The 15,826-nt window shown below is 62.2% G+C and carries 12 protein-coding genes; 11 read left to right on the top strand and 1 reads right to left on the bottom strand.

Annotated elements, in window-relative coordinates:
• Window positions 1–10: 10 nt before the first annotated feature.
• The 5 genes from MYCSM_RS28350 to MYCSM_RS28330 all read left to right on the top strand — a co-directional run bounded on the left by MYCSM_RS28350 (window position 11) and on the right by MYCSM_RS28330 (window position 8,426).
• Window positions 11–4,462: a type I polyketide synthase gene (locus MYCSM_RS28350; protein ID WP_041312796.1), complete on the top strand. Its 4,452-nt coding sequence runs from the start codon at window positions 11–13 to the stop codon at window positions 4,460–4,462.
• Window positions 4,446–5,441 carry an ATP-binding cassette domain-containing protein gene (locus MYCSM_RS28345; RefSeq protein WP_015309619.1) on the top strand — a complete coding sequence of 332 codons (996 nt, stop codon included), beginning with the start codon at window positions 4,446–4,448 and terminating at the stop codon, window positions 5,439–5,441. The genes MYCSM_RS28350 and MYCSM_RS28345 overlap by 17 nt, the downstream gene beginning before the upstream one ends.
• Window positions 5,438–6,259 (top strand): ABC transporter permease, encoded by an 822-nt coding sequence (locus MYCSM_RS28340; protein WP_015309618.1) that lies wholly within the window; start codon window positions 5,438–5,440, stop codon window positions 6,257–6,259. The genes MYCSM_RS28345 and MYCSM_RS28340 overlap by 4 nt, the downstream gene beginning before the upstream one ends.
• Before the next feature lie 101 nt (window positions 6,260–6,360).
• Window positions 6,361–7,152, top strand: a complete 792-nt coding sequence (locus MYCSM_RS28335) for an ABC transporter permease (protein ID WP_041315190.1) — start codon at window positions 6,361–6,363, stop codon at window positions 7,150–7,152.
• Between the two features lie 17 nt (window positions 7,153–7,169).
• Window positions 7,170–8,426 (top strand): phthiocerol/phthiodiolone dimycocerosyl transferase family protein, encoded by a 1,257-nt coding sequence (locus MYCSM_RS28330; protein ID WP_015309616.1) that lies wholly within the window; start codon window positions 7,170–7,172, stop codon window positions 8,424–8,426.
• Here MYCSM_RS28330 and MYCSM_RS28325 read toward each other — a convergent pair.
• Complete coding sequence (locus tag MYCSM_RS28325) at window positions 8,405–9,265, bottom strand: class I SAM-dependent methyltransferase (RefSeq protein ID WP_015309615.1); 861 nt, start codon at window positions 9,263–9,265, stop codon at window positions 8,405–8,407. The genes MYCSM_RS28330 and MYCSM_RS28325 overlap by 22 nt on opposite strands.
• A 78-nt stretch (window positions 9,266–9,343) precedes the next feature.
• On the opposite strand from MYCSM_RS28325, the gene MYCSM_RS28320 reads away from it, so the two are divergent.
• The 6 genes from MYCSM_RS28320 to MYCSM_RS28295 are packed head-to-tail and all read left to right on the top strand — an operon-like array spanning window position 9,344 to window position 15,809.
• Window positions 9,344–10,066 (top strand): flavodoxin family protein, encoded by a 723-nt coding sequence (locus MYCSM_RS28320; RefSeq protein WP_232425685.1) that lies wholly within the window; start codon window positions 9,344–9,346, stop codon window positions 10,064–10,066.
• Between the two features lie 24 nt (window positions 10,067–10,090).
• A complete protein-coding gene (locus tag MYCSM_RS28315) occupies window positions 10,091–10,621 on the top strand; it encodes a DUF2505 domain-containing protein (protein ID WP_015309613.1) in 531 nt (176 codons plus the stop codon).
• Window positions 10,618–11,358 carry a nitroreductase family protein gene (locus tag MYCSM_RS28310; RefSeq protein ID WP_015309612.1) on the top strand — a complete coding sequence of 247 codons (741 nt, stop codon included), beginning with the start codon at window positions 10,618–10,620 and terminating at the stop codon, window positions 11,356–11,358. The genes MYCSM_RS28315 and MYCSM_RS28310 overlap by 4 nt, the downstream gene beginning before the upstream one ends.
• Entirely contained in the window at window positions 11,324–13,501 is a 2,178-nt protein-coding gene (locus MYCSM_RS35385) for a hypothetical protein (RefSeq protein ID WP_157681414.1), read from the top strand. The genes MYCSM_RS28310 and MYCSM_RS35385 overlap by 35 nt, the downstream gene beginning before the upstream one ends.
• Window positions 13,502–13,516: 15 nt before the next feature.
• Window positions 13,517–15,001 (top strand): flavin-containing monooxygenase, encoded by a 1,485-nt coding sequence (locus MYCSM_RS28300; RefSeq protein ID WP_015309609.1) that lies wholly within the window; start codon window positions 13,517–13,519, stop codon window positions 14,999–15,001.
• On the top strand, window positions 14,988–15,809 hold the full coding sequence (locus MYCSM_RS28295; RefSeq protein ID WP_015309608.1) for an alpha/beta hydrolase: 822 nt from the start codon (window positions 14,988–14,990) through the stop codon (window positions 15,807–15,809). The genes MYCSM_RS28300 and MYCSM_RS28295 overlap by 14 nt, the downstream gene beginning before the upstream one ends.
• The last annotated feature ends 17 nt before the right edge of the window (window positions 15,810–15,826 follow it).

Genomic DNA, 15,826 nt, shown 5'->3' with positions numbered 1-15,826 from the left:
CAGTGCCCGGATGTCATCGGGCCCGGAATCGCTGCCGCCCAACGCGATCGCCATCACCGGTATCGCGGGCAGATTCCCCGGCGCCGACTCGGTATCGGCGTTCTGGCGTAATTTGCGCCGCGGCGAGGAGTCGATCGTGACGCTGGCGGAAGACGAGCTCATCGCGGCCGGCGTACCCGATACCGCCCTCGCCAACCCGGCGTATGTGCGGCGCGCGGCACTCCTAGACGGCGTTGCCGAGTTCGACGCGGAGTTCTTCGGTTTTACGCCGCAAGCCGCCCGAATGATGGATCCGCAACACCGCCTGTTTCTGCAGTGTGCATGGCATGCCCTGGAAGACGCCGGTTGCGACCCGGCGCAGTTTGACGGGTCGATTGGGGTGTACGGAACGAGCTCTGCCAGCGGATATCTGCTGCACAACCTGATGTCGCACCACGACCCGAATCGGATCATCGGGCAGGGCGCTACCTTCGACATGATCAACCTGTCGATGCAGAACGACAAGGATTATCTGGCGACTCGGGTGTCGCACCAGTTCGATCTGCGGGGTCCGGCACTCTCGGTCCAGACGGCATGCTCATCGTCACTGGTCGCGGTACACCTTGCCTGCCAAAGCATCTCGAGCGGTGAGAGTGACATGGCCCTTGCCGGCGCCGCGTCGATCCGCGTGCCCCACCGCGTCGGCTACTGGCATGATCCGGGCTCGATGGTGTCGCGGAGCGGGCATTGCCGGCCTTTCGACGTGAGGGCGGACGGCACGGTCTTCGGCAGCGGCGTCGCCGTCGTGGTGCTCAAGCCGTTGACGCGCGCCCTCGAAGACGGGGACCGCATCCACGCCGTCATCAGAGGATCGGCAATCAACAACGACGGGTCGACGAAGATGACCTATGCGGCGCCAAACGCCGTCGGCCAGGCAGAAGTAATCGCTGAGGCGCATGCGGTGGCGGACGTCGACGCGTCAACGATCAGCTATGTCGAAACTCACGGAACCGGAACGCCTTTGGGCGACCCAATCGAGATCGAAGGGCTGCGCCAGGCGTTCGACCTATCCACCGCAACCCGACCGGGGCCGTGCGTGATCGGTTCGGTCAAGTCGAACATCGGGCACCTCGAGGTCGCGTCCGGGATTGCGGGCCTGATGAAGACGATCCTTTGTCTCGAGCACAAGGCTTTGCCGGGGACACTGCACTACACGAGTCCGAATCCTGAACTGCGGCTTGACCGCGGCATGTTTGTCGTACGAAGCGAGCACAGCGCATGGGAATGCGGCGGCGTTCGCCGTGCGGGGGTCAGCTCATTCGGCGTCGGTGGCACCAATGCGCACATCGTGCTGGAAGAGGCACCCCCGGTGCCGGCGCCTGCCGTGCAGAACGGTCCGCGGGTCCTCCTGCTGTCAGCGCGGACGGCCGAATCTTTGCAGCAATTCAGGTCGGCGATACATGCCGAATTATCGGACGCCGACACTGAGCTCAACTTGCCTGATGTCGCGTTCACTCTTGCCAACCGCCGTGCGGCGGATATCCGACTGGCGGCAGTGGTCAAGGATCAACAGGATGCGGCGGCAGTGCTGGCCGCCGATGAACACGACAACGTGTTCATCGGCGAAGCGCCCCACCACGAGCCGGGTTCGAGTTCAGTGGCGTTCATCTTCCCCGGCCAGGGGGCGCAACACGTCGGGATGGCGCAAGGGCTCTACGAGACCGAGCCGGTGTTCGCCGAGCACTTCGATCGATGCGCGGCCGGGTTCGCCGAGGAGATGGGAATCGACCTTCGCGGAATGGTCTTCGACGCGGCGGGACGGGACCTGGACCGCACGGACCACGCCCAGCCCGCGCTCTTCGCAGTCGAGTATGCGCTGGCCCTGCTGGTCGAGTCCTACGGCGTTCGCCCGACGGCCCTCGCCGGACACAGTATCGGTGAGTATGTGGCAGCCACCGTCGCCGGAGTCTTCGATCTGCCGATGGCGATCAAGGCGGTGTCGGTGCGCGCCCAGCTGATGCAAGCCGCACCTCGTGGCGTCATGGTGGCGGTGCCATTGAGCCCCGAGGCGGCCACCGAGCACCTGACCGATGCCGTCGACCTTGCCACGGTCAACGACCCGCACAGCTGTGTCGTTGCCGGCTCTGACGAAGACATCGGCGAGTTTTCACGGCGCCTGGCCCGACACGGCATCGTCACTCGTCGCGTCCGCACATCGCATGCCTTCCATTCCAGGCTGATGGAGCCTGTCATCGACGAGTTCAGAGGGTTCTTGTCACGGATGACCTTGTGCGAACCGCGGATTCCGCTGCTCTCGAACGTCACCGGAACATGGATGTCGGCCGCCGACGCGACGAGCCCAGCTAACTGGGCACGCCAGATACGAACGACTGTCCGATTTTCCGACGAGCTCGACGCGCTGCTCGCCGATCCGGCTCGCGTGGTGGTCGAGGTCGGTCCTGGCGGCAGTCTGACCGGCTCCGCGATCCGACACCCGAAGTGGTCAAACGAGCACCGCGCCGTACGGCTGATGCGCCATCATGCCCAGAACCGCAACGATCACGACACATTCCTGCTCGGCCTCGGGCAGCTTTGGTCAGCGGGCATCGAAGTCGATTGGACGGCCGGGTTGGGAGACAGTCAGCCGCACCGGATCTCGCTTCCCGGTTATCCCTTCGAGCGACAACGGCATTGGGTTGATCACAAGGCCAGCGTCGACGGGACGGCGGGTACGCCCGTGACGAATCGTGCAATGATGACGCGGTCGGGTGGATCTGAGCCGAATACCCGTACAACCAACGACGGCTCGCAGATAGAGGCTGTCCTACAGGAGATTTGGTCGCGGTGCCTCGGCGTCGACTCGATCAACCGCAACTCCAATTTCTTCGAGGTCGGCGGCGACTCACTCATCGCGATCAGCGTCGCGATGAACGCCGCCAACGACGGACTCGACATCACGCCGCAGGACCTCTATGAGAACCAGACAGTCGCCGCGCTCGCCGAGAGCTTGGCCGCTCGGTACGCGGCGGGCCTGGCTCGTCAGTCGACAACGGATGTGCTGCATCCGCCTGCTCCGCCGAACATCTCGTACTTCCTCGAGCACGGGCTGCGGGAGGCGGGCCGGTGGCGCGTGCCGCTGATCCTCCGATTGCGCCCCGACATCCAGGCGGAGGATGTCCGCGCCGTGCTCACCGCTGTGACGAACCATCACGATGCGCTGCGCCTGCGGATCACTCAGCGAGCAGGAACGTCGGAGCAGCATGTCGCCGATCCACAGCACTTCTCCGAACTGACCACCCACTCCCTTGCCGCTGGCCTCACAGCGGGCAGTGTCGAGGAAAGGGACGCGGTGCTCGGCATTCTCATGGACCAGATCCGCACAGAGGACCTGTGCAGTGCACCGTTGCGCGCCATGTTCATCCGGGGGGTGGCGGGCGCACCGTGTTGTCTAGCGATGAGCCTGCACGGCATGGTGAACGACAACGTGTCCCGCGACATACTGTTCGCCGACATATTCACGGCCTTCGACCAGCTGTTGTCGGGCAAAATAATTGCACTGCCACCGGTCACCACACCATGGCGGGAATGGTCACAACGCTGCGCCGGGCTCGCCACGCATCCCGCCGTCGTCGGAAGCCGCGACTACTGGCTGAACAATTCCGCCAAAGCCACGCTGCACATAGCCGATTCGGCGTCCTGCCAACCGGAAGTCGACGACTTAGCGCGACTTTCAACCACGCTCACCTGGTCACAGACAACGGAGATTGACGCTGCCCGGCGGGAATTGCGCGTACCAATCGACGCCATCCTGCTAAGCGCATTAGGCCGAGTGATTGCGGCCGCTGTTGGTGATGGATCCATCACCGTGGACCTCGAGGGACAGGGTCGATCGGTCCTCAAACCCGACGTTGGCGTACACCGCACCATCGGCTGGTTCACAACCATTTACCCGATCGATCTACCCTGCAGGAACAGTCAGGACGTCACCGCGAGCGAGATTTTGGACAAGGTGCACGACACGCTGAAAGCGGTCCCGCACTACGGAATCGGTTACGGGCTGTTGAGATACATGTACGCCCCGACCGCACGGATGCTGGGCGGTATTGGGCGCTCGGACATTCTCTTCTCGTACGTCGGCACGATTCCGGAGCTGCCGCACGTTTCATCCACCGATGCTCCGGTGCAATTCGACGGCGACACGGCAATGCCGGTGCGGGAAGCCATCCCGGGCTTGGGCCATGCGATCGAACTGCGCGTCTACCGCTTCGCCGGCGCGCTACATCTGGACTGGTGGTATGACACCCGGCGAGTTGAACCGGCCATGACGCAGTCGCTAGCAGACGGCCTGCCGATCGCCCTGACGGAACTGGTCCAGGAGGCGTTCGCCGGAACCGAATTCGAGACCGGCAGTGTCGGATTGGCCTTAGTCGACTTGTCGTCGGCCACCAGCGGCATAGGAGAACGTGATGGCTCAACACCGTAAGGCGGTCGTCGTCGACGGGATCCGAAAGACGTTTGGCTCCGTTGTCGCCCTTGACGACATCAGTTTTGATGTCGGTCGCGGCGAAGTGCTCGGGTTGCTCGGACCCAATGGGGCAGGCAAGACGACAACAGTGGACATTCTGTCGACGCTGACGCGGCCGGATCACGGCTATGCGGAGGTCGCCGGCCATGACGTCGTGTCCGATCCCGCAGGAGTGCGCCGGTCAATCATGCTGACCGGGCAGCACGTCGCCATTGACGACATGCTGACCGGTAGAGAGAACATCGTGATGTTCGGCCGATTGCAAGGCTTGGTGAAATCGGAGGCACGGGCGCGGGCGAAGGATCTGCTCGACCACTTCGAGCTGTCCGACGCAGCCGACCGCCGCGTCAGCACGTATTCCGGCGGGATGCGCCGGCGGATCGACATCGCGTGCGGACTCGTGATCCGTCCCGAAGTGGTGTTCCTCGATGAACCCACAACAGGACTGGACCCTCGTAGCAGGCAAAGCATTTGGGACCTGGTCTCTGACTTCAAACAGGCCGGCGTCGCCACGTTGCTGACTACGCAGTACCTCGAGGAGGCCGACGTGCTCAGTGACCGCATCATCGTGATCGATCACGGCACGATCATTGCGGAGGGAACTGCCGATGAACTCAAAGAGCGTACGGGAGCGACCTACTGCGAGATCGTCCCGCGCGATTTGAAGGATGTGCCCGCGATGGCCGAGGCGCTCGGCCCCTTATTGCCCACGAATGCCCGGTCCGCGCTGACGCCTGCATCCGACCGTATTGCGATGCCCGCACCCGAAGGGCCGAACACTCTCGTGCAGGTGCTGCGCCAGCTCGGCGCCGCCAACATCGAGTTGCTCGACATCGCTCTGCGGCGGCCATCACTTGACGAGGTATTCCTCGCGCTGACAACCGAAAGCAACGGTGGGACGCCCGCGAAACGCGGTGAAGCGGTGATGCTTTCGTGACTATCACCTCAGACCTCCAGTCGGCGGCCCGACCGACGACTTCCACCGCTCAGCAGTGGTGGGTGTTGTCGGTTCGGCTGATCAGGCCGACAGTGCGAGACGGGGAGTTGCTCACTCAATTCACCAATTCCATCTTCTTCACGGCCGGCTTCTACATCCCGCTCAAGAACCTCATGGGCGCCTTTGACGAGGGGATGAGTAGCTATGCGCAGTACCTGACGCCGTTGATCGTGCTGCAGGCGGTGTCGTTCGCCGCCATATCGGCGGCTTTCCGGTCGGCGAACGACTCGGTGCAGGGGATAAACCGCCGGTTCAAGGCGATGCCGATCGGCGCGCTGACGCCGCTGGCGTCACGTATGTCAGTCAGCATGTACCGCTGCGTCATCGCATTGGCCATATCGCTGATCTGCGGCCACGTAATCGGCTTCCGGTTCCACGGCGGCGCCGTATACACCGTGTCCTTCTGCCTTTTGGTCTTGCTGATCGGGGCGGTGCTGTCGTTCCTCGGCGACCTGATCGGCGCTGCGAGTGAGAATCCGGAGGCCACCGCGCCCTTGTTGCTTGTGCCGCAAGTGATCTTCGGGCTTCTCTCGGCTGGGATTCAACCGGTGGAACGGTTTCCGGAATGGATACAGCCTTTCGTCAGGAATCAACCGGTATCCCAGTTCATCTACGCTCTGAGGCCGCTGGCCGGCGATAGCACGGCCGCGGCGGGCGAGGTGACGTGGTGGGTGCTCGGCTCAGCGCTGGCTTGGGTGATCGGATTGATGGTGATCCTGATCCTCATGCATCGCCGGGTTTCCATGAGGCGGCGATGATGGCCGTATTGGTGCACGATATCGCGCGTTCGGCCCGGAACGGCTTCGACGGCGCGCGACGCGACTGGTGGCTCCCCCCCGGCGCCTCGGGTCGCCATCGCATGCGACGGTTTCGCGAGAATTCACCGCGTTCCCTCGTGCAGCACACCTGGCTGCTTACCAGTCGAATACTCCGCAGGTGGAGCCGCGATGCGGCGACGGTAATCGAGTCGTTAGTGATGCCTCTTGCCCTGCTCGTGACCTTGAACATCGTTCTGGGCGATGGTATTTCACAGGTCACCGGGCACAGCGCCCTTTACGGCACCGCTCCGCTGGCGGCGATGGTCGGTGCCATGACCGGAGCGATGGTCACGGGAATCAGTCTGATGAGTGAACGCACAGAGGGCCTGCTGTCCCGCCTCTGGGTGTTACCCGTGCACCGGGCAGCGGGCCTGTTGTCGAGACTGGCGGCCGATGCGGTCAGGATCGTGGTGACCACCGGGGTCGTCCTTTGCGTTGCGCTGCTGCTGGGGTTGCGCTTTCGTCAGGGGTTCTCGGGATATGTTGCATGGCTTGTCATCCCGGCTGCATTGGGGGTGGCATTCTCGGTCTTCGTCATCACGCTAGCGTTGTACGCGGCCAACGCGGTGATGATCGAACTCACGGAGGGCATTTGGGCAGTGCTGATGTTTTTCAGTACCGGTTTCGTGCCACGCGACCAGTTCCCCCGGTGGATACAGCCGGCCGTCGAACACCAACCCGTCAGTTGCGCCATCGAGGCGATGCGCGGAGCGTCACTCGGTGGTCCGGTACTGGCGCCGACCGTGGAAATGCTGCTGTGGGCGGCAGGCATCGCAGCCGCCTGCGCGGTACCGATGGCGGTCGGATACCGACGAGCGAGCACACGCGAATGACCAGTGGGGAAGTCTGAATGATGTTCTCAACGTCGGTAATCCGAAAACTTGCGCCGAGCGAAGAATGGTACGCGCAAAGTATGACGTTCGGTGCGATCACGCTAGCGCTCAGTGGTCAACTCGATGGTGAGGCAATGTCGGCGGCTTTCGACGCGCTCCTCGATTGTCATCCGGTACTCGCCGGTCACCTCGAGAAGGACGCTGATGGCCGGCATCAGATCGTCGCTGATGACTTCCTGCATCCCGGCATATTGGTAATCGACGACGACAGCAGGAACGCGCCGGCCATCTCGCTCAACCCCGCTGTGGCGCTGATCAATCTGATGGTGAAGCACACCGGAGGACGGAGCGAATTGACGCTCTATGTCCACCACAGCATCGCCGACGGTCATCACGCGGCTGGTCTGCTGTTCGAGCTCTTGTCGCGCTACACGGATGTGGTATGCGGCGGCGGGACCACCGCGTCGATAAGCGTGCAGCCCGCCCCCGAATCGCTGGAGACCGTGCTGGAACAGAGAGGCATTCGCAAGATCGCACGGTCGGGTCTCGAGCGATTCATGCCGGCGATGTTCGCCTACGAATTACCCCCTCCGCGCCGCGCGGCACCGGCCATCGACCCGGAGAAACCGGTGGCGGCCCCCGCCGCGCGCGGGCGGTTGAGCCAGCACGAGACGACTGCGCTGATGGAGTTCGCGCGGGCCCATCGGTTGTTCCTCAACCCGCTGGTCTCGGCCGCGATCCTGTTGGCCGAGTGGCGATTACGCGGAACGCCTGCCATACCGGTGCCCTACGTCTACGTCGTGGATCTGCGAATGCTGCTCAAACCCCAGGTGTCCGCGATGGGCGCAACCAACCCGTTGGGAATGGCCACCTATCTCGCGGCGGTCCGGCCGGACACGACGCTCGTCGGCCTCGCGCGCGACGTCGCGGCCCAGTTTGCGGCCGACATGTCCGACGGTGTGGTGCAGCAATCGATGCTTCACTTCAAACCGCAGTACGACGAAGGTCAGCGTGGGCTGCCCGATGTCGTGTCGTCCACGAACCTCGGCCGGACACCGGGCCTACGCACACCTCCTGATGTGCACGTGGAGGATTGGCGAACGGACATCTATCGCGCGTCGTCAGTCGTCGACATGTATTCGGTCGGAATCTTCGGCGAGCAGCTGGCTGTCGAGCATCACACCTACGCGCCTGAGCCGCAAAAATCCGTTGATTCTGTGCTTCAGATCCTGCGTGCTGCCGCGCTGGACTATCAGCGGTCGAGAACGGCTTGATCATGCTGTGGCTCAACGTTTCCGAACGCATAGCGATGGTATTGCAGCGTCCTGTACAGAGGCGGTACCGCGCGCACCACCCACTTGGCGAACCGGAATGCAGCCGATGCCCGGTTGAACGTACCTGCTTCGAAGAACGGGACCGCTATCAGCAATCGGACACCGGGAACACGCGCCAGGATGTCCTGCGGCGAGTTCACCGCCCAGTACAGCGTCGAACCGGACCGGCGCACCAACGTGTGCGCCTTCTGAGTCCTGATCCCGAAGCTGTTGTAGAAGTCGATTTGCATTTCCCCGCACGAAAAGTGGTCGACAATGCGTCGCAGGAGCGCGACACCATCGCGCTCCGTCAAGTACATGCTTATGCCTTCCGCGAGCAGAAGCACCGGGCGGTGCGAAGGAATTCCGCTGAGCCAGGACGGATCGGTGGCAGAGGCGGCGATCAGGTGATACCGGGGCCGCGATTGGTAGATCTTCTCGCGCAACGCGATGACCGCCGGATAGTCGACGTCATACCACTCGACATCAGGACCGGGATCCAGCCGAAAGACCCTGCTGTCCAGGCCGCAACCGAGATGCACAACGGTGACGCCCTGGTGAACTGCGATGAACTGGGACGCCCAGATGTCGTACTGCGCAGAGCGGACGGTGACCAGAGGCGCCCACCGACCGGTGATTCCGATCTCTCGCCAGTCGTAATCAATGCGGCTGATTGCCTCCTTCGCGTACGAGTCACCCAGAACGGGGCGATCAAATCCAGCGTCCAGCGCCTTGAGGTACAGCGTCGTGAGCATGGTTTGAGCTGCCCCGCTGAGATCAACGGAAACCTTGTCAGTCACCTGACCGAGGTTAGTGCGCGAGCGCCGCCCGCGACGAAGAACCGGCACGAATGTCGATGGCGACGAAGGAAGGTAGTGATGTCATCGGAACTTGATCAACAGCTCGCCGGGGGGAGCGAAGTGGCCGGCGATCGTGGATCCCCGGCGCGGTCTCCGCAAGTATTGCTGGTCTACTACACGTACACCGGGCAATCACAAAAGGTACTCAACAGTGCGGGAAGCGCGTTCGCTGACCGCGGGTGTGAGGTACACGAAGCTCGGATTGAGTTTACTGATCCACGTTTCGCACAACGGTTTTCGCGTTTCCCGATGCGGCACGTGTGGCCCGATATGCTGAGCGTGCTGCCTGCGCAGATGCGCGGTACAACCGCGGAGATCCGAACACCCGAAGAGGTTAACAAACGAGACTACGACCTCGTATGTATCGGATCACCGACCTGGTGGCGGACCACAAACATGCCAATGCGCTCTTTCTTGCAGACCGACGAAGCAGGAATGCTGCTCTCCGGCAAGCCGTTTGCGGTGTTCGTGGTGTGCCGGCGGTACTGGCGCGAGAACCTGGAGACCGTCCGGCAGCTGGGAGAGCAGCAGGGTGGCCGCTACGTTGACGGAATTCATTTCGAATACCCGGGCGGACAGCTCCGTTCAATGCTTTCGTTGACCAGCTATCTGGGATCGGGTGAGTACCGCGACAGATACATGGGTGTTCGCATTCCCAGGACAAATGTCCAGCCGGAGCAGCTGGAGGAGACCCGCTCGTTCGCCAATGCGCTCGCGGACCGCTTGTTCGTCAAAAAATAGGCCAGGTAGGGAGGGCGCTTCGCTATGCCCCATACGTTCGAGGTGTCGTTCGAGTTGCCCGCCAGCGTGCAACGTGTCCACTCGACGCTGGCCGATGAAAAGTATTGGCTGGCAAGGCTGGCAGCCTTCGGCGGCGGCACAACGCTGGAGTCCTTCCGCGTGGATCCCGACGGTGCGATCACCGTATCCACCAAGCAAGACCTACGCCATGGCGCGATGCCTGGATTGATTGCGAAAGTTTATCCAGGTGACCTCACCGTGCTGAGATATGAGTCTTGGAGGCCGATCGGCGACCTGGTGCGGGGATCGATCAGCGTCACCGCGCCCGGCGCGCTGGGGTCGGGCCGCGGCGACGCGTTACTGACTCCGACGCAGAACGGCACACTTTTGAAATTCACTGCGACGGCGGTGTTCAAGATTCCGTTAGTCGGCGGAACCATCGAAGGTTACGTCGCACGCCAGTTCGCGGACGGGATCGCTGAAGTCCAACGCTTCACCACCGAGTGGTTGGAGGACACACCTCGGGCACGGGCACGGCATAGGAGAAACACATGACCGAAACCGTGAAGTACACGCCGGTTGCGGGCGGTGCACCCGGGGCCGTCCCGACTACTGCCGAGGCACTGGCCCGGCTGGATATGCCGCTCCTGGAAACGATGATGACTCAGCGGGCACTACGACGTGTGCTGCCCGATCCTGTCGACGATGCCGTGGTGCTGAAGTGCATCGAGTTGGCGCTGCGCGCCCCGACCGGTGCGAACGGACAGAATTGGGAATTCATCGTCGTGAAGGACCGTCGGGTAAAAGAAAAGCTGGCGAGGCGTTACCGGCGGGCCTGGCTGGTGTATTACGGCATGGTCCTGCGCCGGGTCGCGGCCCGCGACGAGTCGATGGCGAAGATCGCGCGGGCCGTGCAGTGGCAAGTCGACCATTTCGCCGAGGTCCCGGTGCTCGTAGTCGCCTGCCTGCACCTCAGCCTCCGTGAGGGACGTGTGCCGTTCGCGCTCATGCCCCATGCGGCACTGTCGGGATACTGGGGTTCGATCTATCCCAGCGTGCAGAACCTCCTGCTCGCCGCTCGGGCCATGGGGTTAGGTGCCTCGCTGATCACCCTACCGCTGTGGCGCCAAGGACCGGCCCGCAGAATCCTCAAACTGCCGCTGTCCGTTACTCCTTGCTGCATCGTGCCCCTTGGGTGGCCACGCGGCAATTACGGGCCGACAAGCCGCAGACCGGTGCAACAGGTGACACACCTCGATGCGTACGGCAACCGCGCTTGGGAGGACTCATGAGGCCGACAGCCGGATGGTCATTGCCAAACGCAGTGAGGCTGGCAGAGTTTCAGCTGACCCGCGACGCTGCGACCAAGCATCCTCCATCAGTGGCCGCAGTTTGCCCTACCCATGCCCCTGTTGCTGGAATCGTCTATCTCTCGGAGGGCGGCGGCCGCAGGAGTACATCAATCGCGCGACTTTCACTGGGCCGCAACTGTTTTATGACGAAAGGATTGTGATGAACCGCAAATTGTCGCCAAGCTTAGCCACACCACAATGCGGTGCAGAAGGATTCGGGCCTGAAGTCATATTTCAGACCCCAGAACCGAGGGGCGCCAGGCATGCGGTCGGACGACCGAAACACCGGGGTCGGCATCGTCCTGTCAGTGGTGATCGCCGGTATAGGAACAAGCGTCGTCGTCAGGCCCCCAGCGAAAGCCTCTCGCACCGAAAAGTGCAGCGCTTCTGCGCGACAACGGGTGTGGTGGCACTCGTGGGGGCAACCGTGGTCACCGGTCTTCCGGCCAAGGCATCACAGGAGATGCGGGTCGCCAACGCAAACATACGGCTAACCGCGGACTCGTCCTCCATCGCAAACATTCCGATCAATCTCATCTATGCACTCGCAAATGTTCCTTACAACGAGGTGCAGGCTTTCGACGAGTTGGCGCGGGCCTTGTTGTTCACCGGCAATTGGTTCGTCGGTAGCTCGACGAACATCTGGGGATCGGACCCCGCGGACCCAGGGCACTACCAGTCGGTCATTGACTTACTGGTGCCGTTCCCGGCGTTGTCCGGGCCCGCCGGCCATCAGCTATCCATGCTGGCTGCCGCCGAGCTACCAGTGAATGCCGCATGCGGCGCACTGACATGCCCGCCGCTCGTTCCGTTGCAGCCGATCACCGGGATCACGGCAATCGACAAGACCATTTGGAGCGCAGCGATATTGCTGGGCTATCCCTTCCCGCTCCTCAACAACTTCTTCCAGGTACCCCTCTCGCAACTTATGGCCGGGTACACCTTCGGTGACATCGTCGATCCCGCTGGCCCGGTCCAAAGCGGATACGGTTTCGAAGGCACGATTCCCGGTCCCAACGGCGAACCGTTGATGCCCTGGTCCGGAACCACCTTCACGCTGAATCCGCTGGCGCCGTGGATGAATTTTTTCAATAGCCTGACCGCGACACCTCCGGACCCCGCTGACGGCATCAAACTCGCATCCGCATCCGAGATCAGCCAGACCCTCGCGGCTGTCCTGGCCGGCCTCGTCATCGATTTCAATCCGTTTGTCCCTGGGAGCCCTCTCTGCCCCGGCGAGTGCGCTTTGCCTGCCTCACTGACGACCGAGGGGATCGTCAAGAGCATTCTCGCCGGATCGCCGGGGAATCCCCTTATAGAGCAATGGCTGACGGACACGGCGAACGGAACGGCCAACGGCCCGACGCAAGAGCAAATCGACTCCGCCATAGCACTGCTGCAACCGGAATTAGCAGCTTTCAAGTTCGACCCCGGCACAACGGCCGCGATCAATGCGGCGCTCAACCTCATCAATCCCGTACTTCCGATCATCGCCGGGCACAGTGGACTGCTGGGCGCCTACGACGGCCCCGCACTGCTGTCCGATATCGTACGGCTGCTGGGCTTCGGCGCTGCGTCGAGCGCCGTCGAACCGCAGATCGCGTCCACTGCAACACCGCTATCGGACAACGTATCTCAGAAGGCGGCGTCGCCAACGAGCGGTGCGCTGGATGGCACGAAGGCGATGGTTGCGAACCTGAAACCGGCGACCGGCGCGTCGGGCGGACATGACGATTCTACCGGCACCGAGGTTACTCTCGACTCAGCGTCGACGACGACGGATCCTCAACCGACTGGCGAGCTAGATCCCACCGAAGGTGAGCCCGCGGAAAATCCCAAACCAACGACGTCGGCCGACCGAACTGTCGACGGCAATAAGGTTCAACCGCATCGAGTCGGCGGCCTTGATACGCCCAGAGGGCTGTCCGGGGCCGTGAATTCCGTGATGTCTGTTGTCAATTCAACTATTTCGTCCGTCACGGGTGTGCTGAAGGGCGCCAGTGGCCAATCCGGCGACGCGAAGGACAGCCCGACCTCCGCCGGCACCGAGAAGCGCGGTGGCGTTGACCACCAAGCCAACTAGAGGACGGCTGTGCCCATGACGACTCCTCAGTTCGACGCGGCAATAGTGGGAGCCGGTTTCGGTGGAATCGGAGCGGCGATCCAACTCAACCGGTTGGGCTATACCAACATCGTGATCCTCGAGCGCGAGGACGATTTGGGTGGCACTTGGTATGTCAACCGGTACCCCGGCCTCACCGTAGACGTCCCCTCGACCACCTACTCCTACTGGTTTGAGCCGAACCCGTATTGGTCTCGGCTCTATGCGCCGGGATCAGAACTGAAGCGCTACGCCGATCACGTGGCCGACAAGTACCACGTACGCCGGTTTATGCGGTTCGACACCGTGGTGGACGGCGCGCGGTGGAACGATGCGGACGAACTCTGGCAGGTGGAGATCAACGGCGGTCAAACATTGACCGCCCGCTTCTTGATCGCTGCAACAGGATTTCTCTGCCAGCCCCGCAATCCGGACATTCCGGGTATCGATACGTTCACCGGCCGGATCATCCACACAGCCAAATGGGATGAAACATATCAATTTACGGGGAAGCGGGTGGCAATCATCGGAACGGGTTCCACCGCCGTGCAGGTCGTCCCTGAGTTGGCGAAACGAGCTTCGGAGCTGATTGTCTATCAGCGCACTCCGACATGGGTGATGCCGAAGATCGACGTCGTCTTTCTGCCCGCTGTGCAACGACTCTTTGCCCGGGTACCGCTTGCCCAGCGCATCGTGAAGTGGTGCACCGACACGTCTATGGAATTCATGATGGTGCTCACTATGTGGAAATTCCGCTACTTCAAGAAGGTCAACGTCATCGCCGGCCAGATCGCGACGCTCCTTCGGTTTGTCACGGTCCGCGACAGGCAGTTACGCGACAAGCTCAATCCAGACTATGACTTCGGTTGCAAGCGACCAACTATGTCGAACACTTACTACCACACGTTCACCAAGCCGCATGTGCACTTGGAAACCGCGGGTATCGCGGCCATCGAGCCAGACGGCATCGTGAATATCAGTGGTACGAAAAAGGTCATCGACACGCTGGTTCTTGCAACGGGTTTCGACGTCTGGGACGCCAACCTGCCGGCAATTGAGGTGATCGGACGCCATGGACGCAATCTCGGGAAGTGGTGGCGCGAAAACACGTTCCAGGCTTACCAGGGCGTCGCGGTGCCAGGCTTCCCGAACTTCTTGACGCTAGCTGGCCCCTACGCATGGGTGGGGCTGTCGTGGTTCAACACAGTGGAATATGAGATGAGACACATGAACCGTCTGTTCAGTGAAGTGCAGAGGCGGGGAGGCCGCACCTTCGAAGTCACCGAACAGGCGAACACTCGATTCCATGATCGGATGACCCGACTCCTCGAAAGCTCGGTCTTTCGCCTCGGCAACTGTGCGACATCACGGTCCTACTGGTTCAGCCCTACGGGGGAAGCACCGCTCTTTCGGCCGACCTCGGTACGTAGTGCCGTGGCAGAACAGGATCGATTCCCGTTAAGTGACTATGCGATTGCGTGACACCGCCACCCAACCCGAACGCACCTTGCTCGAAGTAGTCGGCAAGGGGAGTGTGAGCACATCCCACCCTGCGCCCTTGCTCTTCGTTCACGGGGCCTGGCATGCCGCGTGGTGCTGGAATGAGCACTTCCTCGACTTCTTCTCCAGCAAGGGTTATCACGCTGTGGCTCTGAGCCTTCGCGGCCACGGAAGCAGCTCGGCCCCGAGGCCTCTGCGTGCTTGTTCGATCGCAGACTTCGTCAACGACGTCAGCTGCGTTGCAGACAGCCTGCCAAGTAGGCCGGTGGTGATCGGCCATTCCATGGGCGGCCTCATCGTGCAGAAGTATTTGGAGTCACACGAGGCTCCCGCGGCTGTTCTGATGGCGTCGATGCCTCCCAACGGGTACCTCGGATCAGCCGTCCGCTGGATGAAAAGGCACCCATGGCATTTCGCGAAGATGATAATCACCGGGAAGTCGCTGTCCTGTGTCAACACCCCGGAATTGGCCCGCGAGAGATTCTTCTGTGCGCACACACCGGACGCACATGTCCTCGCGTATGCCGCGCGACTCCAAGAAGCCAGCGCGCGCGCCGGCGTCGACGGCCTGTTCGTTCTCCCGCGGCCCAAACGCGTGACCACGAAGCTGTTGGTCTTAGGGGCCGGCGACGATGGCGCAGTCACACGCAGAGAAGTTCTCGCAACGGCGCGCGCATATCGCAGTCGAGCAGAGTTCTTCCCCCACATGGGACATGACATGATGCTCGAACCGGGATGGGCCGCCGTTGCCAACAGGATCCACGGGTGGCTGGAAACTCAAGCCCTATGAAGCAAACCCGCAGTCCT

Source organism: Mycobacterium sp. JS623 (assembly GCF_000328565.1).
Classification (GTDB): Bacteria; Actinomycetota; Actinomycetes; order Mycobacteriales; family Mycobacteriaceae; genus Mycobacterium.
This window is presented reverse-complemented; position numbering and strand designations above follow the sequence as displayed.

Excerpts from the sequence above, each read along its gene's own strand:
- MYCSM_RS28320 (WP_232425685.1), top strand. The coding sequence starts at position 9,344 with ATGTCATCGGAACTTGATCAACAGCTCGCCGGGGGGAGCGAAGTGGCC.
- MYCSM_RS28300 (WP_015309609.1), top strand. The coding sequence starts at position 13,517 with ATGACGACTCCTCAGTTCGACGCGGCAATAGTGGGAGCCGGTTTCGGT.
- MYCSM_RS28295 (WP_015309608.1), top strand. The coding sequence starts at position 14,988 with ATGCGATTGCGTGACACCGCCACCCAACCCGAACGCACCTTGCTCGAA.
- MYCSM_RS28330 (WP_015309616.1), top strand. The coding sequence starts at position 7,170 with ATGATGTTCTCAACGTCGGTAATCCGAAAACTTGCGCCGAGCGAAGAA.
- MYCSM_RS28335 (WP_041315190.1), top strand. The coding sequence starts at position 6,361 with ATGCGACGGTTTCGCGAGAATTCACCGCGTTCCCTCGTGCAGCACACC.
- MYCSM_RS35385 (WP_157681414.1), top strand. The coding sequence starts at position 11,324 with ATGCGTACGGCAACCGCGCTTGGGAGGACTCATGAGGCCGACAGCCGG.
- MYCSM_RS28345 (WP_015309619.1), top strand. The coding sequence starts at position 4,446 with ATGGCTCAACACCGTAAGGCGGTCGTCGTCGACGGGATCCGAAAGACG.
- MYCSM_RS28350 (WP_041312796.1), top strand. The coding sequence starts at position 11 with ATGTCATCGGGCCCGGAATCGCTGCCGCCCAACGCGATCGCCATCACC.
- MYCSM_RS28310 (WP_015309612.1), top strand. The coding sequence starts at position 10,618 with ATGACCGAAACCGTGAAGTACACGCCGGTTGCGGGCGGTGCACCCGGG.
- MYCSM_RS28315 (WP_015309613.1), top strand. The coding sequence starts at position 10,091 with ATGCCCCATACGTTCGAGGTGTCGTTCGAGTTGCCCGCCAGCGTGCAA.